Annotated in this window: 17 protein-coding genes; 9 read left to right on the plus strand and 8 right to left on the minus strand. The window is 65.1% G+C overall.

Annotated elements, in window-relative coordinates; all coding sequences use genetic code 11:
- Positions 1-16: 16 nt before the first annotated feature.
- From MUU56_RS20970 to MUU56_RS21000, 7 genes are all read right to left on the minus strand, one after another.
- Entirely contained in the window at positions 17-286 is a 270-nt protein-coding gene (locus tag MUU56_RS20970) for a formate dehydrogenase subunit delta (protein ID WP_244769227.1), read from the minus strand.
- Between the two features lie 9 nt (positions 287-295).
- Positions 296-1,129: a formate dehydrogenase accessory sulfurtransferase FdhD gene (gene fdhD, locus MUU56_RS20975; RefSeq protein WP_244769228.1), complete on the minus strand. Its 834-nt coding sequence runs from the start codon at positions 1,127-1,129 to the stop codon at positions 296-298.
- A gap of 9 nt (positions 1,130-1,138) precedes the next feature.
- Positions 1,139-4,018, minus strand: coding sequence for a formate dehydrogenase subunit alpha (fdhF, locus tag MUU56_RS20980; RefSeq protein ID WP_244769229.1), 2,880 nt, complete (start codon positions 4,016-4,018; stop codon positions 1,139-1,141).
- A 55-nt stretch (positions 4,019-4,073) separates the two neighbouring features.
- Positions 4,074-4,289, minus strand: a complete 216-nt coding sequence (locus MUU56_RS20985; RefSeq protein ID WP_244769230.1) for a DUF4287 domain-containing protein — start codon at positions 4,287-4,289, stop codon at positions 4,074-4,076.
- Positions 4,286-5,842, minus strand: coding sequence for a formate dehydrogenase beta subunit (locus tag MUU56_RS20990; RefSeq protein WP_244769231.1), 1,557 nt, complete (start codon positions 5,840-5,842; stop codon positions 4,286-4,288). Before MUU56_RS20990 ends, MUU56_RS20985 begins: the two co-directional genes overlap by 4 nt.
- A complete protein-coding gene (locus tag MUU56_RS20995) occupies positions 5,839-6,318 on the minus strand; it encodes a formate dehydrogenase subunit gamma (protein WP_244769232.1) in 480 nt (159 codons plus the stop codon). Before MUU56_RS20995 ends, MUU56_RS20990 begins: the two co-directional genes overlap by 4 nt.
- Before the next feature lie 180 nt (positions 6,319-6,498).
- Complete coding sequence (locus MUU56_RS21000; protein WP_244769233.1) at positions 6,499-7,392, minus strand: LysR family transcriptional regulator; 894 nt, start codon at positions 7,390-7,392, stop codon at positions 6,499-6,501.
- Positions 7,393-7,488: 96 nt separating this feature from the next.
- On the opposite strand from MUU56_RS21000, the gene acuI reads away from it, so the two are divergent.
- Complete coding sequence (gene acuI / locus MUU56_RS21005; protein WP_244769234.1) at positions 7,489-8,484, plus strand: acrylyl-CoA reductase (NADPH); 996 nt, start codon at positions 7,489-7,491, stop codon at positions 8,482-8,484.
- Between the two features lie 14 nt (positions 8,485-8,498).
- On the opposite strand, the gene MUU56_RS21010 is transcribed toward acuI, so the two are convergent.
- Complete coding sequence (locus MUU56_RS21010) at positions 8,499-9,269, minus strand: SDR family NAD(P)-dependent oxidoreductase (protein WP_244769235.1); 771 nt, start codon at positions 9,267-9,269, stop codon at positions 8,499-8,501.
- Between the two features lie 146 nt (positions 9,270-9,415).
- Here MUU56_RS21010 and MUU56_RS21015 point away from each other — a divergent pair, with 146 nt between their 5' ends.
- The 8 genes from MUU56_RS21015 to MUU56_RS21050 all read left to right on the plus strand — a co-directional run bounded on the left by MUU56_RS21015 (position 9,416) and on the right by MUU56_RS21050 (position 17,999).
- On the plus strand, positions 9,416-10,186 hold the full coding sequence (locus tag MUU56_RS21015; protein WP_244769236.1) for a DeoR/GlpR family DNA-binding transcription regulator: 771 nt from the start codon (positions 9,416-9,418) through the stop codon (positions 10,184-10,186).
- 113 nt (positions 10,187-10,299) lie between these two features.
- Positions 10,300-11,817, plus strand: a complete 1,518-nt coding sequence (glpD, locus tag MUU56_RS21020; protein WP_244769237.1) for a glycerol-3-phosphate dehydrogenase — start codon at positions 10,300-10,302, stop codon at positions 11,815-11,817.
- Between the two features lie 40 nt (positions 11,818-11,857).
- Positions 11,858-12,940 (plus strand): ABC transporter ATP-binding protein, encoded by a 1,083-nt coding sequence (locus MUU56_RS21025; protein WP_244769238.1) that lies wholly within the window; start codon positions 11,858-11,860, stop codon positions 12,938-12,940.
- A gap of 10 nt (positions 12,941-12,950) precedes the next feature.
- Positions 12,951-14,021, plus strand: a complete 1,071-nt coding sequence (locus tag MUU56_RS21030) for an ABC transporter ATP-binding protein (RefSeq protein WP_244769239.1) — start codon at positions 12,951-12,953, stop codon at positions 14,019-14,021.
- 2 nt (positions 14,022-14,023) lie between these two features.
- Positions 14,024-14,890, plus strand: a complete 867-nt coding sequence (locus MUU56_RS21035; protein WP_244769240.1) for a carbohydrate ABC transporter permease — start codon at positions 14,024-14,026, stop codon at positions 14,888-14,890.
- 11 nt (positions 14,891-14,901) lie between these two features.
- The gene (locus MUU56_RS21040; RefSeq protein WP_244769241.1) at positions 14,902-15,783 is read left to right on the plus strand and encodes a carbohydrate ABC transporter permease; all 882 of its coding nucleotides are present in this window, start codon (positions 14,902-14,904) and stop codon (positions 15,781-15,783) included.
- Positions 15,783-16,202 carry a DUF2160 domain-containing protein gene (locus tag MUU56_RS21045; protein ID WP_084438163.1) on the plus strand — a complete coding sequence of 140 codons (420 nt, stop codon included), beginning with the start codon at positions 15,783-15,785 and terminating at the stop codon, positions 16,200-16,202. The genes MUU56_RS21040 and MUU56_RS21045 overlap by 1 nt, the downstream gene beginning before the upstream one ends.
- A gap of 75 nt (positions 16,203-16,277) precedes the next feature.
- Positions 16,278-17,999: an ABC transporter substrate-binding protein gene (locus MUU56_RS21050; protein ID WP_244769242.1), complete on the plus strand. Its 1,722-nt coding sequence runs from the start codon at positions 16,278-16,280 to the stop codon at positions 17,997-17,999.
- Positions 18,000-18,006 lie beyond the last annotated feature (7 nt).

Raw genomic sequence — 18,006 nt, forward strand, 5'->3', positions numbered from 1 at the left:
CGTTCTCGGGATGGGATCAATGGGCGGCGGCGTTGCCGGCCCGTGCTGCCGGCGGCACCTCGGCCGGCGGTGGGCGGTGGATCAGCGGCGCGGCCTGAAGGACCAGGCTGTCGAGCCCTTCGCCGCCATGGTTGTCGATGATGTCGAAGAATTGCCGGCGCATGCGCGGCTCCCAGAACTTGTTGATATGGGTCGCCACGCCGTTCGCCGCCTCGCTCGCCGGCTGCGAGTGGAAGAAGGTGGCGATCTGGTTTGCCATCCTGACGAGCTTGTTGCCTTCCGACATTCCTGTCTCCTAACCGTTGCCGATCCGGCGTTGTGTGCCGGAGACGATGCGCTCCGCGCCGGTGAAAATCTCGAACTCCTCGCCGCGCACCAGCGCGATCAGCGTCATGCCGGCCTCTTCGGCGGTGCGGATGGCAAGCGCCGTCGGCGCGGAAATGGCGATGATGAAGGGGCTGCCGATGATCGCGGTCTTCTGCACCATCTCGACGGAAACGCGGCTCGTCACCACGACGGCGCCGGCGCTGCCCGCATGCCCCGCCCGCCGTGCGGCGCCGACGAGCTTGTCGAGCGCATTGTGCCGGCCGACATCCTCCCGCACGGCGATGAGGCCGTCGCCCGGGACATAGAACCCGGCGCCATGCACGGCGCGCGTCACCATGTGCAGCGGCTGCTGGCCGTTCAGGAGGCGTACCGCCTCGACGACCGCATCTTCGCTGAGCGTAAGGGAGGAGGCACGCACCGAGGGCGTCACGCGCACCGCCTGCTCGATCGATTCGATGCCGCACAGACCGCAGCCGACGGGGCCGGCCATGTGGCGGCGGCGGGCGGTCAGCGCGTCGTTCTGCGCGTCCGCCAGCCGGATCTGCACGTCGATGCCCTTGTCCTCGGCCAGCACCTCGATGGTCTCGATCTCTCCGGGGTCGGTGATGATGCCTTCCGTCAGGCTGAAGCCGACGGCGAAATCCTCGAGGTCGGCGGGCGTCGCCATCATCACGGCATGGGTCGAGCCGGCATAGGAGAAGGCGACCGGGGTCTCCTCCGGCACGAAGCGTTCGCCCTCCGCAAGCCGCCCGTTGCGGCGGGCGATCTCGGCGACCTTGGTCGTGGTGGAAAAATCCGGCACGCTGCTATCCTACTCCGCTGCCTCCAGCTTGCCCCTGATCCGGCGCGAGCGGCGGGCCAGGTCGTCATATTCGATCTGCCAGTCGGACGGGCCGTTCGACGGCGAGATCTGCACGGCGGTCACCTTATACTCCGGACAGTTCGTCGCCCAGTCGGAGAAATCGGTGGTAATGACGTTCGCCTGCGTCGTCGGGTGGTGGAAGGTCGTGTAGACGACGCCCGGCGCGACGCGATCGGTGACGAGGGCGCGCAGCGTCGTCTCGCCCGCGCGGCTGGCGAGGCGCACCCAGTCGCCGTCGCGGATGCCGCGGTTTTCCGCGTCGTGCGGGTGGATCTCCAGCCGGTCCTCCTCGTGCCAGACGACGTTTTCCGTACGCCGTGTCTGAGCGCCGACATTGTACTGGCTGAGGATACGGCCGGTGGTGAGCAGTAGCGGGAAGCGCGGGCCGGTCTTCTCGTCCGTCGCGACATATTCCGTGCGGATGAACTTGCCCTTGCCGCGCACGAAGCCGTTGACGTGCATGATCGGCGAGCCCTGCGGGTTCTTCTCGTTGCAGGGCCACTGCACCGAGCCGTTCTTCTCCAGATAGTCATAGGAGACGAGGGCGAAGCTCGGCGTCGTCGCGGCGATCTCGTCCATGATCTCGGAAGGATGGCTGTAGTTCCAGGCAAGGCCCATGGCCCTGGCGAGGTTCTGGGTGACTTCCCAGTCCGCATAGCCGTTCTTCGGCGTCATCACGCGGCGCACACGGTTGATGCGGCGCTCGGCATTGGTGAAGGTGCCGTCCTTTTCGAGGAAGGTCGAGCCCGGCAGGAAGACATGGGCATAGTTCGCCGTCTCGTTGAGGAAGAGGTCCTGCACCACGACGCATTCCATGGCGGCGAGGCCTGCGGAGACGTGCCTGGTGTCCGGGTCGGACTGGAGGATGTCCTCGCCCTGGATGTAGAGGCCCTTGAACGAGCCTTCGACGGCGGCGTCCAGCATGTTGGGGATGCGCAGGCCCGGCTCGTTGTTGAGCGTCACGCCCCACAGCTTCTCGAAGATCTCGCGCGTCGCGTCGTCGGAGATGTGGCGGTAGCCCGGCAGTTCGTGCGGGAAGGAGCCCATGTCGCACGAGCCCTGCACATTGTTCTGGCCGCGCAGCGGGTTCACGCCGACGCCCTCGCGGCCGATATTGCCGGTCGCCATGGCAAGGTTGGCGATCGCCATGACGGTCGTCGAGCCCTGGCTGTGCTCGGTGACGCCGAGGCCGTAATAGATCGAGCCGTTGCCGCCGGTGGCGAACAGGCGGGCGGCACCGCGCAGCGTCTCCGCCGGCACGCCGGTGAAGGCTTCGGTTTCCTCGGGGCTGTGACGCGGCTCGGCGACGAAAGCGGCCCAATCCTCGAACTCCGACCAGTCGCAGCGCTCGCGGATGAATTTTTCGTCGAAGAGGCCTTCCGTCACGATGACATGGGCGAGCGCCGTGACGACGGCGACGTTCGTGCCGGGCTTCAGCGGCAGGTGGTAGGACGCCTTGATGTGCGGCGAGGAGACGAGCTCGATGCGGCGCGGATCGATGACGATCAGCTTGGCGCCCTGGCGCAGGCGTTTCTTCAGGCGCGAGGCGAAGACCGGGTGGCCGTCCGTCGGGTTGGCGCCGATGACGATGACGACGTCCGTGTGCTCGACGCTGTCGAAATTCTGCGTACCGGCGGAAGTGCCGAAGGCCTGGCCGAGGCCGTAGCCCGTCGGCGAATGACAGACGCGGGCGCAGGTATCGACATTGTTGTTGCCGAAGCCGGCGCGGATCAGCTTCTGGACGAGGAAGGTCTCCTCGTTGGTGCAGCGCGAGGAGGTGATGCCACCGATCGAATCCCGGCCGTACTGGTACTGGATGCGGCGGAACTCGGCGGCGACGTGGGCATTGGCTTCCTCCCAGGTCACCTCGCGCCACGGGTCCGAGATCTTCTCGCGGATCATCGGGTTGAGGATGCGCTCCTTATGGGTCGAGTAGCCATAGGCGAAGCGGCCCTTGACGCAGGAATGGCCGCGGTTCGCCTGGCCGTCCTTCCAGGGCACCATGCGCACCAGCTCCTCGCCGCGCATTTCCGCCTTGAAGGAGCAGCCGACGCCGCAATAGGCGCAGGTCGTGACGACGGAGTGTTCCGGCTGACCGATCTCGATGACGGATTTCTCGGTCAGCGTCGCCGTCGGACAGGCCTGCACGCAGGCGCCGCAGGAGACGCATTCGGATTCGAGGAAGTGCTCGTGCATGCCGGGCGAGACGCGGCTGTCGAAGCCGCGGCCCTCGATGGTCAGCGCGAAGGTGCCCTGCACCTCCTCGCAGGCCCGCACGCAGCGCGAGCAGACGATGCATTTCGACGGATCGTAGGTGAAATAGGGGTTCGATTCGTCCTTCGGCATCCAGCGGGCGTTGATCTCGCCGTTGCTGCGCGCCTTGACGTGGTTGTCGCCCTCGTAGCCGTAGCGCACGTCGCGCAGGCCGACCGCTCCGGCCATGTCCTGCAGCTCGCAGTCGCCGTTCGCCGCGCAGGTGAGACAGTCGAGCGGGTGGTCGGAGATGTAGAGCTCCATCACGCCCTTGCGGATGTTTTTGAGCCGGCTCGTCTGGGTGTGGACGATGAGGCCGGGCGCCACCGGGGTCGTGCAGGAGGCGGGCGTGCCGTTGCGGCCCTCGATCTCGACGAGGCAGAGCCGGCAGGAGCCGAAGGCATCCACCATGTCGGTGGCGCAGAGTTTCGGCACCTTTATGCCGGCCTCCATCGAGGCGCGCATGATGGAGGTGCCCTCGGGAACGGTGATCTCGTTCCCGTCGATGGTGAGCGTCACCATCCTTTCCGAGCGGGAGGCGGGAGTGCCGAAGTCGATTTCTGGAACGAGGGACATGGGAACCTCCGGGTCAATCCGTTGCGCCGCGGGTGGGCGGCGACTTCACTTGTTTCTACGACTTCGTCTCGGCGAGCGTCGCCGCGACGAGCGCATTGGCATGGCCATGGCCGAGACCGTGCGTTTCCTTGAGGAACGCGACGATCTGCATATGCGCCTTGCCGTCCTGCGCGCGGATGATCTCTTTCCAGTGCTCGATCGGCTGACCGTAGGTCTTCTCGATCGAGGGGAAGTAGGATGCGGGGCCCTTGACCTTTTCCGTCGCGCTCATTCCGCCGCCTCCACCATCGGGGCCGGGGAAAAATCCTCCGGGAAATGCGTCATGGCGCTCATGACAGGATAGGGCGTGAAGCCGCCGAGGGCGCAGAGCGAACCAAACTTCATGGTGTTGCAGAGGTCGGCGAGCAGTTCGCGGTTCTTCTCGGGCTCGATGCCCTGGGCGATCTTGTCCGCGGTCTCGACGCCGCGCGTCGAACCGATGCGACAGGGCGTGCACTTGCCGCAGCTTTCGACGGCACAGAATTCCATGGCGAAGCGCGCCTGCTTCAGCATGTCGACCGTGTCGTCGAAGACGGTGATGCCGGCATGGCCGATGAGGCCGTCCTTCGCGGCAAAGGCCTCGTAGTCGAAGGGCGTGTCGAACAGGGCGCGTGGGAAATAGGCGCCGAGCGGGCCGCCGACCTGCACGGCGCGGACCGGCCGGCCGGAGGCGGTGCCCCCGCCGATCGTGTCGACGATCTCGCCGAGCGTCAGGCCGAAGGCGGTTTCGTAGAGCCCGCCATGCTTGACGTTGCCGGCGATCTGGATCGGGATGGTGCCGCGCGAGCGGCCCATGCCGAAATCGCGGTAATAGGCGGCGCCCTTATCCATCACAACCGGCACGGAGGCGAGCGAGATGACGTTGTTGACCACCGTGGGGCGGCCCATGAAGCCCTGCAGGGCCGGCAGCGGCGGCTTGGCGCGCACGATGCCGCGCTTGCCTTCCAGGCTGTTGAGCAGCGCCGTCTCCTCGCCGCAGACATAGGCGCCTGCGCCGACGCGGATCTCCATGTCGAAGGCCCTGCCGGAGCCGAGCACAGACGGGCCGAGCATGCCGGCGGCACGCGCGATGGCGACGGCATCGTTCATCACGGCGATGGCGTGCGGATATTCGGAGCGGGTGTAGACGTAGCCCTTGGTGGCGCCGGTGGAAAGGCCCGCGATCGCCATGCCCTCGATCAGCACGAAGGGATCGCCTTCCATGATCATGCGGTCGGCGAAGGTGCCGCTGTCGCCCTCGTCGGCGTTGCAGACGATGTATTTTTGGTCACCCGGCGCATCGAGAACCGTCTTCCATTTGATGCCCGTCGGAAAGCCTGCGCCGCCGCGGCCGCGCAGGCCGCTGTCGGTGACTTCCTTGACGATGTCGGCGGGCGCCATCGCGATGGCCTTTTCGAGGCCTCGGAGGCCGCCATGGGCCTTGTAGTCCTCGAGCGAAAGGGGATCGATGACGCCGCAGCGGGCGAAGGTGAGGCGGGTCTGGTTCTTCAGGAACGGAATCTCTTCCGTTCCGCCAAGACAGAGCGGATGAGCCTTGCCGTCCAGCAGGCCGGCATCGAGCAGGGCGGGCACGTCGGCGGGCCTGACAGGCCCGTAGGCGATGCGGCCTTCGGCCGTCTCGACCTCGACCAGCGGCTCCAGCCAGTGCATGCCGCGCGAGCCGTTGCGCACGATCGTGATGTCGAGCCCGCGGGTCTCCGCCTCGCGGGAGAAGGCCTTGGCGACGCGGTCTGCGCCGAGCGCAAGGGCTGCGGCATCGCGGGGAACGTAAAGACGAACGGTCATCGGCGTGCCTCCGCGACGAGTTCCTTCGCCAGATCCGCATCGACCCGTCCATGCACCTCGCCGTCGAGCATCGCGGCGGGTGCGCAGGAACAGAGCCCGAGACAGTAGATCGGTTCCAGCGTGACGGCGCCGTCCAGCGTCGTCTGGTGGAAATCGATGCCGAGCAGCGCCTTCACGCGCTCCGCCAGCTCGTCCCCGCCCATCGACTGACAGGCCTCGGCGCGACAGAGCTTGAGCACATGCCGTCCGGTCGGGTGGTCACGATAGTCGTGATAGAAGGTGACGACGCCATGCACCTCGGCGCGCGACAGGTTGAGCGCGCGGGCGATCACCGGCAGGCTTTCCTGCGGCACGAAGCCGAACTCCGCCTGGATCTCGTGCAGGATGGGAAGAAGCGGCCCTTCGAGCCCCTTCAGTTCGCTGACGATCGCCAGCGTTCTTGCGCCGACATCGCTGCCGGGTACGTGCACATTCATCGTCAGGCCTCCCAACCGACACGAATGAACCGCAAGGCCTCCGGGTTCTGCCGCGCCGATACCATTGAAACTGCTCGGCGAAGACCGGAACCCTGTCGATCCACGCGCTATTCTAACAGCTTCTCAGCCGGGAGACGACCGGTCAATAAAGCAAAGCCGTTGATCGATAGAAAAAACCTATCAATCGATTCCCTTTTCCGCCAGCACGCGCGCTTCGTGCAGCAGGGCGGACACGAGCGGGGTGAAGGGCTCGCGATGGGTGGCGACGAGGCCGACGGTGTGGTGCGGCTCGGGATCGACGAGGGAAACTATACTTATTTCATCAGGAAATCCAAACGATTTTGCGACGTTTCGCGGCATGATGCTCGCCCAGCGTCCTGTGCGCACATGGGAGAACAGCACGATCATCGAATTGGCTTCCAGCGAGGGCTCCACCGAAACGCCCGCTTCGGCAAAGTGCCGGTTGATGATGCGCCGGTTCTGCATGTCGGCGGTCAATAGGCAAAGTCGAACGCCGCCGGCCTCCTGCCAGGTCACGGTCTGGCGATCGGCAAAGGGCGTGCCGCGGGCGGTGACGAGGCAATAGTGCTCGTGCAGCAGCGGCACGCTGGTGACGCGGCCGAGCGGCTCGTTCTCGAGGTAGGTGAGGCCGGCGTCGATCTCCAGGTTCTCCAGGAGGCCGAGGATCTTGATCGACGTGGTCGAGACGATGGAGAAGGTGACGTCCGGGTGCTTTTCCTGGAAGGGCGCGGTGATGCGCGGCACCATGGCGAGCGTCGTCGGGATGGCGGCAAGGCGGATATGGCCGGACAGGCCCTTGCGCGCCGCGCGCATCTCCTCGCGCATGGTGCGCGTGTCACCGACGATGCGGCGGGCCCATTCGAGCACGCGCTGGCCTTCCGGCGTCAGGCCCTGGTAGCGCGAGCCGCGCACGACGAGCATCACGCCCAGATGGTCCTCCAGCTGGCGGATCGCCGCCGAAAGCGTCGGCTGCGAGATGCCGAGCTCTTCCGCCGCCCGGGCGAAATGTCTCTCGCGGGCGAGCGCAATGAAGTATTCGAGCTTGTCTATCATCCCGTGCCTCCGCGTCCTTGATACAAAAGAACAGTGGCGGCACCAATGCCCCGCGCCCTATATCTGGGACGAATGGATGAGCACGAGGAGAAAGCCATGACGTTCCAGGCATTGCTGGTGGAGAAGGGGGCGGATGGCGCGGTTTCCGCGTCGGTCCAGGAACTGGACGATTCGCGGCTTCCGGACGGCGACGTCACCGTCGCCGTCGAATATTCGACGCTCAACTACAAGGACGGGCTCTGCATCAACGGCAAGGGCGGGCTGGTGCGTGCCTTCCCGCATGTGCCGGGCGTCGATTTCGCCGGCACGGTCGAAGCCTCGGACGATCCGCGCTACCGCCCCGGCGACCGGGTGGTGCTGACCGGATGGCGGGTCGGCGAAGTCTGGTGGGGCGGGTACGCGACGCGGGCGAAGGTCAAGGCCGACTGGTTGGTGCCGCTGCCGGAGGAGCTGTCGACCCGGCAGGCCATGGCGATCGGCACGGCGGGACTCACCTCCATGATGTCCGTCATCGCGCTGGAAGAGGCCGGCCTTTCGCCGCTGAAGGGCGAGGTTCTGGTGACGGGCGCGGCGGGCGGCGTCGGCTCGGTGGCGGTCGCGCTGCTGGCACGGCTCGGCTATTCGGTCGCCGCCGTCACGGGGCGGCCGGAAGCGGCGGGCTACCTGAAGGAACTGGGCGCCGAAACGATCGTCGACCGCGGCGAACTGTCGGAGGCGAGCAGCAAGCCGCTGGAATCGGAGCGCTGGGCCGGTGCCGTCGATGCGGTCGGCGGCGACATGCTGGCGCGGGTGCTCAAGCAGATGAAATATGACGGCGCCGTCGCCGCGGTCGGCCTTGCCGCCGGTGCCGCGGTTCCCTCCTTCACAGTCATCCCGTTCCTCCTGCGTGGTGTCAGCCTGCTCGGCATCGATTCGGTCATGCGGCCCTACGACCAGCGCGTCGATGCCTGGAATCGCATCGCCGCCGACCTGCCGATGGACAAGCTGGAGGCCATGGTGGTGGAGCACCGGCTGTCCGACCTGCCGGAGCTGGCCGGCAGGATCCTCGAGGGCAAGGTGAAAGGCCGCGTCGTCATAGACGTCAACGCTTGACCGGGCCACCGGTCTCAGCAGATCAGCTGGCCGCCGTTCACCTCCAGCACCTGGCCGGTGATATAGCCGGAAAGGGCCTTGGAGGCGAGGAAGAGATAGGCGGGGGCGCAGTCCTCCGTCGTGCCGAGCCGCTGCAGCGGAATGGTCTTGCGTGTCGCCTCCAGCTTTTCGGCCGATGAATAGCGCGAATGGAAGTCGGTGGTGATCGTGCCCGGCGAGACGCAGTTGACGCGGATGCCGTCCGGCGCGAGCTCGCGCGCCAGCCCCTTGGAATAGGTCGAAACGAAGGCCTTGGTCGCCGAATAGATCGCCGAACCCGGGCTGCCGCCGGTGAGCGCCGAGATCGAGACCGTGTTGACGATGGCGGCGCTTGGCGCCCGGAGCAATGAAGGCAGCAGCGCGCGCGTCACCTCGACGACGGAGGTCTGGTTGAGGCGCACGACGGTCTCGTACTGCTCGTCCGTCAGCTCGGCGGCCGGGAAGCGGCCGACCATCGTGCCGGCATTGTTGATGAGCACGTCGACATGCGGGAAGAGGCTGTCCACCCGCTGCAGGATCGCGCCGATGCCGCCTTCGACGAGGAAGTCGGAATAGACGATATGGGCGCGGGCCTCCGCGACGGCGTTTTCCAGGAAATCGGGCAATGGGCCGGAAGGCGCCCGCCCGCCATGCAGCAGCACATGGGCGCCGCAATCGAGGAACTGCCGGGCGATCTCCAGGCCGATGCCGCGCCCCGCGCCCGTCACGACGACGTTGGCGCCCTTGAACAAGGCCGGATGAAACATGTGCTTTCCTCCCGATGCTCGCCGCAACCCGCTGCCCGCCCAGTATCACAAAAAGTGGGGCGCACTCCAAGAAGGCGGGGCGGATCAATTGATGTGCTTTCGTTTTTGCATATTATGAAAACAAACGAAAGCAATGGGAGGAGCCAATGTTTCTGACAGGTCGCCAGGCGGAGATCCTCGATCTCGCCAAGGCCGAGGGCCGCGTGCTCGTGGAGGACCTTGCGGCGCGCTTCTCCGTGACGCCGCAGACCATCCGCAAGGATCTCAACGATCTCTGCGATAACAAGGTCTTGACGCGCATCCATGGCGGGGCGCTGTTCCCGAGCGGCAACGAGAATGTCAAATACGAGGCGCGCCGCTCCATCGCCGCGCCGGAAAAGCAGGCGATCGGACGCGCCGCCGCCGCCATGATCCCGGACAATTCCTCGCTCTTCATCAATATCGGCACGACGACGGAGGCGGTGGGCGAAGCGCTGCTCGATCACAAGGAATTGATGGTCATCACCAATAATATCAACGTCGCCAACCGTTTGCGCGTCTACCCCTCGATCGAGGTGGTGATTGCCGGCGGTGTCGTGCGCGGCGCGGACGGCGGCATCGTCGGCGAGGCGGCGGTCGATTTCATCCGCCAGTTCAAGGTGGATTATGCCGTCATCGGCGTTTCCGCGATCGATGAGGACGGCGCGCTGCTCGATTTCGACTATCGCGAGGTGAAGGTGGCGCAGGCGATCATCGCGAACGCGCGCCACGTCATCCTGGTTTCGGATTCGACGAAATTCGAAAGGACCGCGCCGGTTCGCATCGGCCACCTCTCGCAGGTCCACACTTTCATCACCGACAGCTGTCCTTTCGAGGGCATTCGCAGCATTTGCCAGGAGCATGACGTGCGTCTCGTGGAGACGTCCTCTCCACCCTGAGGGCGGAAATGACGTTTTCACTCACATTCGTTTGACATTCGAAATGTTTTCGTTTTAACTCCACTGGCTTTCGCAACTGCGCAGATTTGTGCGATGCGAAATGGGAGGGGAATTTGAACGGCGACGTGATCCGCGATATTTTCGTTATCGGTGGCGGCATCAATGGCTGCGGCATCGCGCGCGATGCGGCGGGCCGTGGTTATTCGGTCGTGCTTGCCGAGATGAAGGACTTTGCGTCGGGCACGTCCTCGGCCTCCACCAAGCTCATCCACGGCGGCCTGCGTTATCTCGAACATTACGAATTCCGCCTGGTGCGCGAGGCGCTGATGGAGCGCGAAGTGCTCTGGGCCATGGCGCCGCACGTCATCTGGCCGATGCGCTTCGTGCTTCCCTTCCAGAAGGGCGGCCTGCGCCCGGCCTGGCTCATCCGCCTCGGCTTGTTCCTTTATGACTATATCGGCGGGCGCAAGCTGCTGCCGGCCACCCGCACGCTCGACCTTGCAAAGGACCCGGCGGGCGGGCCGCTGAAGAAGCTCTTCCGCAAGGCCTTCGAATATTCCGACGGCTGGGTGGACGATGCCCGCCTCGTCGTCCTGAATGCCCGCGACGCCGCCGATCGCGGCGCGGATATCCGCACGGCTACCCGGGTCGTCACCGCGCGCCGCGAAAATGGCCACTGGGCCGTCGAGACCGAGAATGTCGAGACGGGCGCGCGTGAAAATTTCCGGGCGCGCATGCTGGTCAATGCGGCCGGTCCCTGGGTCGACAAGGTCCTCTCCACCGCCTTCGGCCGCAACGACGTGCACAATGTCCGTCTCGTGCAGGGCAGTCACATCGTCGTGAAGACGAAGTTCTCCGATCCGCGCGCCTACTTCTTCCAGAACCCGGACGGGCGTATCATGTTCGCCATTCCCTACCAGGAAGAGTTCACGCTGATCGGCACGACCGACCGGGACTACCAGGGCGATCCCCGGGATGTTCGCATCAGCGACGCGGAAATCGACTATCTTTGCGCCTCGGCGAGCGAATATTTCGCCGAGCCGGTGAAGCGGGACGACATCGTCTGGACCTATTCCGGCGTGCGCCCGCTCTTCGACGACGGCGCCAGCAAGGCGCAGGAAGCGACGCGCGACTACGTGCTGAAGGTCGAGGGCGGCGATGGCCAGGCGCCGTTGCTCAACATTTTCGGCGGCAAGCTCACCACCTACCGGCGCCTCGCCGAATCGGCGCTGGAGAAGATCGGGGATGCGATCGGCGCGAAGGGGGACCGCTGGACGGCCGGTTCGCGCCTGCCCGGCGGCGATTTCAAGGTCGACGGGTTCGATGCCGAGGTGAAGGGGCTTTCCGCGCGGTTCGCCTTCCTCGCCCCGGCCCATGCCCGCCGGCTCGTGCGGCTCTACGGCACGCGGGCGGCGGCGATGCTGGACGGCGCGAAGGGCATCGACGATCTCGGCCGGCATTTCGGCAGCGACCTTTATGAGCGCGAAGTGCGCTGGCTGATGAAGGAAGAATGGGCCCGGCATGCCGAGGACGTGCTGTGGCGGCGGACCAAACGCGGATTGCATCTGACAGCCGCGGAGGCGGCTGTTCTGGAAGACTACATGGCGGCTGCACAGGCGGCCCCCCACTAGCGACCTTTTCCGGTGGCTGGGAGGAACGACGGAGACAGGAATGCTGGAACTCAAGAACATCACGAAGGTGGCGGGGGCGGAGACGCACATCCATCCGACCAACCTCGTGCTCGAGCGCGGCTCGCTCAACGTGCTGCTCGGCCCGACGCTGTCGGGCAAGACCTCGCTGATGCGGCTGATGGCCGGCCTCGACACGCCGACATCCGGTTCCGTCTGGTTCGACGGCAAGGACGTGACGGGCGTGCGCGTGCAGGATCGTGGCGTCGCCATGGTCTACCAGCAGTTCATCAACTATCCGGCGCTGACCGTCTACGAGAACATCGCCTCGCCGATGCGCATCAAGGGCGCCGACAACGGGACCATCGACCGGGAAGTGCGCAAGGCGGCCGATCTTCTGAAGCTGACGCCCTATCTCGACCGCACGCCGCTCAACCTTTCGGGCGGCCAGCAGCAGCGCACTGCGCTCGCCCGCGCCATCGTCAAGAATGCCAGCCTCGTGCTGCTCGACGAGCCGCTCGCCAACCTCGACTACAAGCTGCGCGAGGAACTGCGCCTCGAACTGCCGAAGATCTTCGCCGCCTCCGGCGCGATCTTCGTCTACGCGACGACGGAACCCTCCGAGGCGCTGCTGCTCGGCGGCAACACGGCGACGCTCTCCGAGGGCCGTATCACCCAGTTCGGCCGCACGATCGACGTCTACCGCCGGCCGAACGATCTTCTGACGGCCCGCACCTTCGCCGACCCGCCGCTCAACACGATGCAGGTGCTGAAGACCGGCGGCCATTTCGAGATCGGCGGCAAGCCGGTCCTGCCGGTGCCGGCGCATCTTGTCGCGCTGCCGGACGGCCCCTGCACCATCGCCTTCCATCCGCATCACCTTTCGCTCGCCAGCCAGCATCCGGCTTCTGCGAGCCTTCAGGCGCGCACGGCGATTTCCGAGATCGCCGGCTCGGAAAGCTTCATTCACATCGAGTTCGAGGGCAGCCGCTGGGTCATGCTCTCGCCGGGCATCCACGACATCGAGCCGGACGCGGTCATCACCGTCCATGTCGACACGCGCCACCTGATGGCCTTCGGCACGGACGGCAGGGCGATCGCGGAACCCGCGGCCGCGGCGGCCTGAGGAGGAGACCATGGCACGCATCAATCTCGACCACATCCGCCACGCCTACGGCGAAAAGCCGAAATCGGAAGCGGACTATGCGCTGAAGGAAGTGCACCACGAGTGGAACGACGGCGGCGCCTATGCGCTGCTCGGCCCCTCGGGCTGCGGCAAGACCACGCTGCTCAACATCATCTCCGGCCTGCTGCAGCCGTCCGAGGGGCGCATCCTGTTCGACGGCAAGGATGTCACCTACCTTTCGACGCAGCAGCGCAACATCGCGCAGGTCTTCCAGTTCCCGGTCATCTACGACACGATGACGGTCTACGACAATCTCGCCTTCCCCTTGCGCAACCGCGGCGTCGCCGAACCGGAAGTCGATCGCCGCGTGCGCGAGATCCTGGAAATGATCGATCTCGCGGGCTGGGCGAAGAAGACGGCGCGCGGGCTCACCGCCGACCAGAAGCAGAAGATCTCGCTCGGCCGCGGCCTCGTGCGCAACGACGTCAACGCCATCCTGTTCGACGAGCCGCTGACCGTCATCGACCCGCATATGAAATGGGTGCTGCGCTCGCAGTTGAAGAAGCTGCACCGGCAGTTCGGCTTCACCATGGTCTATGTCACGCATGACCAGACCGAGGCGCTGACCTTCGCCGACAAGGTGGTGGTCATGTATGACGGCCAGATCGTGCAGATCGGTACGCCGGCCGAGCTTTTCGAAAAGCCGAGCCACACCTTCGTCGGCTACTTCATCGGCTCGCCGGGCATGAACGTGCTGCCGGCATTCATCGACGGCAACAGCATCAGGGTCGGTGAAGAGACGCTTACGCTCGACTACCGGCCGCAGGTCGCCGCCGGCGCGAAGACGGAACTCGGCATCCGCCCGGAATTCATCGCGCTGTCGCGCGAGGGCATGCCGGTCTCGATCAGCAAGGTCGAGGATATCGGCCGGCAGAAGATCGTGCGCGCCGAATTCGCCGGTAAGCCGATCGCCATCGTCGTTCCCGAGGACGGCGAAATCCCCGCCGAGCCGCGCGTCACCTTCGATCCCGCGGCCATCAACATCTACGCCGATTCCTGGCGTGTCGGCAGGGAGGGCTGACGATGAACAAGACCTGGAACAACAAGGCCTGGTTCATGGTCCTGCCCGTCCTGCTGCTCGTCGCCTTCTCGGCGGTGATCCCGCTGATGACGGTGGTGAACTATTCGGTGCAGGACACGTTCGGCAACAACCAGTTCTTCTGGAACGGCGTCGGCTGGTTCTCCGACGTTCTGGAATCCGACCGCTTCTGGCAGGCGCTCGGCCGCAACCTGCTCTTTTCCGGCATCATCCTGACCATCGAGATCCCGCTCGGCATCCTGATCGCGCTCAACATGCCCAAGAAGGGCCTCGGCGTGCCGGTCTGCCTCGTCCTGATGGCGCTGCCGCTGCTCATCCCGTGGAATGTCGTCGGCACGATCTGGCAGGTGTTCGGCCGCGTCGACATCGGCCTGCTCGGCCGCACGCTCCATTCGCTCGGCATCAACTACAACTATGTCAACAACGTCTTCGATGCCTGGCTGACGCTGATCATCATGGACGTCTGGCACTGGACGAGCCTTGTCGTGCTACTCTGCTATGCCGGCCTCGTCTCGATCCCGGAGGCCTATTACCAGGCCGCCAAGATCGACGGCGCCTCGCGCTGGGCCGTGTTCCGCTATATCCAGTTGCCGAAGATGAAGCGCGTGCTGCTCATCGCCTTCCTGCTGCGCTTCATGGACAGTTTCATGATCTATACCGAGCCCTTCGTCGTCACCGGCGGCGGCCCCGGCAACTCGACCACCTTCCTGTCGATCGACCTCGTCAAGATGGCGATCGGCCAGTTCGACCTCGGCCCGGCCGCGGCCATGTCCATCATCTACTTCCTGATCATCCTGCTGCTCTCGTGGATCTTCTACACGGTCATGACCAGCAGCGACGAACAGGCGTGAGGGAGGAAACCATGACCTCACAGGCAACCACCGCAAACACCATCCAGACGGGCGTTGCGAGCAATGCCGGCGCGAAGGCCGGGGCCGGCTCGAAGCGCAGCCTCTCCTGGCTCATTCCGACGCTCTACATCGTCTTCCTGATGCTGCCGATCTACTGGCTCGTCAACATGAGCTTCAAGACGAACCAGGAGATCACCGGCGTCTTCTCGCTCTGGCCGCAGTCGCCGACGCTCCGCAACTACGCCGTGATCTTCACCGATCCGGCCTGGTATTCGGGCTATATCAACTCGATCCTCTATGTGGTCCTGAACACGGTCATCTCGGTCGCCGTGGCGCTGCCGGCGGCCTATGCCTTCTCGCGCTACCGCTTCCTCGGCGACAAGCACCTGTTCTTCTGGCTGCTGACCAACCGCATGGCGCCGCCGGCCGTCTTCGCGCTGCCGTTCTTCCAGCTCTATTCGGCCTTCGGCCTGATCGACACGCATATCGCCGTCGCCATCGCGCACTGCCTGTTCAACGTGCCGCTCGCCGTCTGGATCCTCGAGGGCTTCATGTCCGGCGTGCCGAAGGAGATCGACGAGACCGCCTATATCGACGGCTATTCGTTCCCGAAGTTCTTCGCCAAGATCTTCGTGCCGCTGATCGCCTCGGGCATCGGTGTCGCCGCCTTCTTCTGCTTCATGTTCTCCTGGGTCGAGCTCCTGATCGCCCGTACGCTGACGACGACGGACGCCAAGCCGATCGCCGCCACGATGACGCGCACGGTCTCGGCCTCGGGCATGGACTGGGGCGTGCTGGCCGCCGCCGGTGTGCTCACCATCATTCCCGGCGCGCTCGTCATCTATTTCGTCCGCAACTACATCGCCAAGGGCTTTGCCCTGGGGAGGGTCTGATGGCCGCCGTCGCAAACCGCAACAACCGCTGGCCCGTGGCGCTTGCCGCCGTGCTCGCCGCCTATGCCGTCATCACCGGCCTCCTCGTCATGGCGATCCCCGTCAAGGACGGCGCGCGCGACTGGTTCGCCTCGCTCATTCCGGGCGGCTGGATGGCCTGGTCGTTCCCGACGGCCATGTTCTTTCTGACGATCTTCACGCTGATCGCGCTGATGGCGGTGTGGGAATATGCCCGTCCGGGCGGGTCCCCGCGCGTCGGCATCCTGCGCTTCGAGACGACCCGCGGCGACCGGCTCTTCGTGTCGCTGCTCGGCTCGGCGTTCATTCATCTCGCATGGCTGGGGCTCGTCGGCCCCAACCTGTGGTGGGCTCTTGCCTTGTCCGTGGTCTACGCCATCGGCGTGTTCCGCTTCGTCTAGGCAAAGGAAAGGGAGGCCCCGGGGAGAATAGGGGCCTTCGCGCATGCAATCGCAAAACCCCAAGGGAGGATCAATATGCGAAAGCAACTTCTGACGACGACGGCAGCCATGCTGCTGGCGTTCACCGGCTCCGCATTCGCGGACATGGATGCCGCCAAGAAATTCCTCGATGCGGAAATCGGCGACCTGTCCGCGCTCGACCGCGCCGGCCAGGAAGCGGAGATGCAGTGGTTCATCGATGCCGCCAAGCCCTTCGCCGGCATGGAGATCAAGGTCGTTTCGGAAACGATCACCACGCATGAATACGAATCGAAGGTCCTTGCGCCGGCCTTCACCGCCATCACCGGCATCAAGATCACCCACGACCTGATCGGCGAAGGCGACGTCATCGAGAAGCTCCAGACGCAGATGCAGTCGGGCGAGAACATCTACGACGCCTATGTCAACGACTCGGACCTGATCGGCACCCATTGGCGCTACCAGCAAGCCCGTTCGCTGACCGATTTCATGGCGAACGAAGGCAAGGACGTCACCAATCCCGGCCTCGACCTCGACGACTTCATCGGCAAGTCCTTCACGACCGCGCCGGACGGCAAGCTCTATCAGCTGCCCGACCAGCAGTTCGCGAACCTCTACTGGTTCCGCTACGACTGGTTCAACGACGAGAAGAACAAGGCGGACTTCAAGGAGAAGTACGGCTACGACCTCGGCGTTCCGGTCAACTGGTCGGCCTATGAGGACATCGCCGAGTTCTTCACCGGCCGCGAGATCGACGGCAAGAAGGTCTATGGCCACATGGACTACGGCAAGAAGGACCCGTCGCTCGGCTGGCGCTTCACCGATGCGTGGCTCTCGATGGCCGGCAACGGCGACAAGGGCATCCCGAACGGCCTGCCGGTCGACGAATGGGGCATCAAGGTCGACGAGAATTCCCGTCCGGTCGGCTCGTGCGTCGCCCGCGGCGGCGACACCAACGGACCGGCTTCGGTCTATGCCATCCAGAAGTACCTCGACTGGCTGAAGGCCTATGCACCGGCGGCTGCCGGCGGCATGACCTTCTCCGAATCCGGCCCGGTTCCCTCGCAGGGCGAAGTCGCCCAGCAGATGTTCACCTATACGGCGTTCACCGCCGACTTCGTGAAGGAAGGCCTGCCGGTCGTCAATGAGGACGGCACGCCGAAGTGGCGCTTCGCCCCGTCGCCGCACGGCGTCTACTGGAAGGACGGCATGAAGCTCGGCTACCAGGACGTGGGTTCCTGGACGCTGTTGAAGTCGACGCCTGAAGACCGCGCCAAGGCCGCCTGGCTCTATGCGCAGTTCGTCGTCTCCAAGACGGTCGACGTCAAGAAGAGCCATGTCGGCCTGACGCTCATCCGCGAATCCTCGATCGCCCATCCGTCGTTCACGGAGCGGGCGCCGAAGCTGGGCGGTTTGATCGAGTTCTACCGTTCGCCGGCCCGCGTGCAGTGGTCGCCGACGGGTACGAACATCCCGGACTATCCGAAGCTGGCACAGCTGTGGTGGCAGGCGATCGGCGATGCCTCCTCGGGCGCCAAGTCCGCGCAGGAAGCCATGGATTCTCTGTGCGCCGAGCAGGAGAAGGTGCTGGAGCGCCTCGAGCGCGCCGGCGTCATGGGCGACATGGGTCCGAAGCTCGCCGAAGAGCACGATCTCGAATACTGGAACAAGGATGCCGTTGCGAAGGGCAACCTCGCGCCGCAGCTGAAGATCGAGAACGAAAAGGAAAAGCCGCTCACCGTCAACTATGACGAACTCGTCAAGAGCTGGCAGAAGTAAGGCGAAA

This window comes from Shinella yambaruensis (assembly GCF_022899355.1).
Taxonomy (GTDB): Bacteria; Pseudomonadota; Alphaproteobacteria; order Rhizobiales; family Rhizobiaceae; genus Shinella; species Shinella yambaruensis.

Excerpts from the sequence above, each read along its gene's own strand:
- MUU56_RS21000 (WP_244769233.1), bottom strand. The coding sequence starts at position 7,392 with ATGATAGACAAGCTCGAATACTTCATTGCGCTCGCCCGCGAGAGACAT.
- MUU56_RS20985 (WP_244769230.1), bottom strand. The coding sequence starts at position 4,289 with ATGAGCGCGACGGAAAAGGTCAAGGGCCCCGCATCCTACTTCCCCTCG.
- MUU56_RS20970 (WP_244769227.1), bottom strand. The coding sequence starts at position 286 with ATGTCGGAAGGCAACAAGCTCGTCAGGATGGCAAACCAGATCGCCACC.
- MUU56_RS21035 (WP_244769240.1), top strand. The coding sequence starts at position 14,024 with ATGAACAAGACCTGGAACAACAAGGCCTGGTTCATGGTCCTGCCCGTC.
- fdhF (WP_244769229.1), bottom strand. The coding sequence starts at position 4,018 with ATGTCCCTCGTTCCAGAAATCGACTTCGGCACTCCCGCCTCCCGCTCG.
- MUU56_RS21025 (WP_244769238.1), top strand. The coding sequence starts at position 11,858 with ATGCTGGAACTCAAGAACATCACGAAGGTGGCGGGGGCGGAGACGCAC.
- MUU56_RS21045 (WP_084438163.1), top strand. The coding sequence starts at position 15,783 with ATGGCCGCCGTCGCAAACCGCAACAACCGCTGGCCCGTGGCGCTTGCC.
- MUU56_RS21030 (WP_244769239.1), top strand. The coding sequence starts at position 12,951 with ATGGCACGCATCAATCTCGACCACATCCGCCACGCCTACGGCGAAAAG.
- MUU56_RS21040 (WP_244769241.1), top strand. The coding sequence starts at position 14,902 with ATGACCTCACAGGCAACCACCGCAAACACCATCCAGACGGGCGTTGCG.
- MUU56_RS21015 (WP_244769236.1), top strand. The coding sequence starts at position 9,416 with ATGTTTCTGACAGGTCGCCAGGCGGAGATCCTCGATCTCGCCAAGGCC.
- acuI (WP_244769234.1), top strand. The coding sequence starts at position 7,489 with ATGACGTTCCAGGCATTGCTGGTGGAGAAGGGGGCGGATGGCGCGGTT.
- MUU56_RS21050 (WP_244769242.1), top strand. The coding sequence starts at position 16,278 with ATGCGAAAGCAACTTCTGACGACGACGGCAGCCATGCTGCTGGCGTTC.
- MUU56_RS21010 (WP_244769235.1), bottom strand. The coding sequence starts at position 9,269 with ATGTTTCATCCGGCCTTGTTCAAGGGCGCCAACGTCGTCGTGACGGGC.
- MUU56_RS20990 (WP_244769231.1), bottom strand. The coding sequence starts at position 5,842 with ATGACCGTTCGTCTTTACGTTCCCCGCGATGCCGCAGCCCTTGCGCTC.
- MUU56_RS20995 (WP_244769232.1), bottom strand. The coding sequence starts at position 6,318 with ATGAATGTGCACGTACCCGGCAGCGATGTCGGCGCAAGAACGCTGGCG.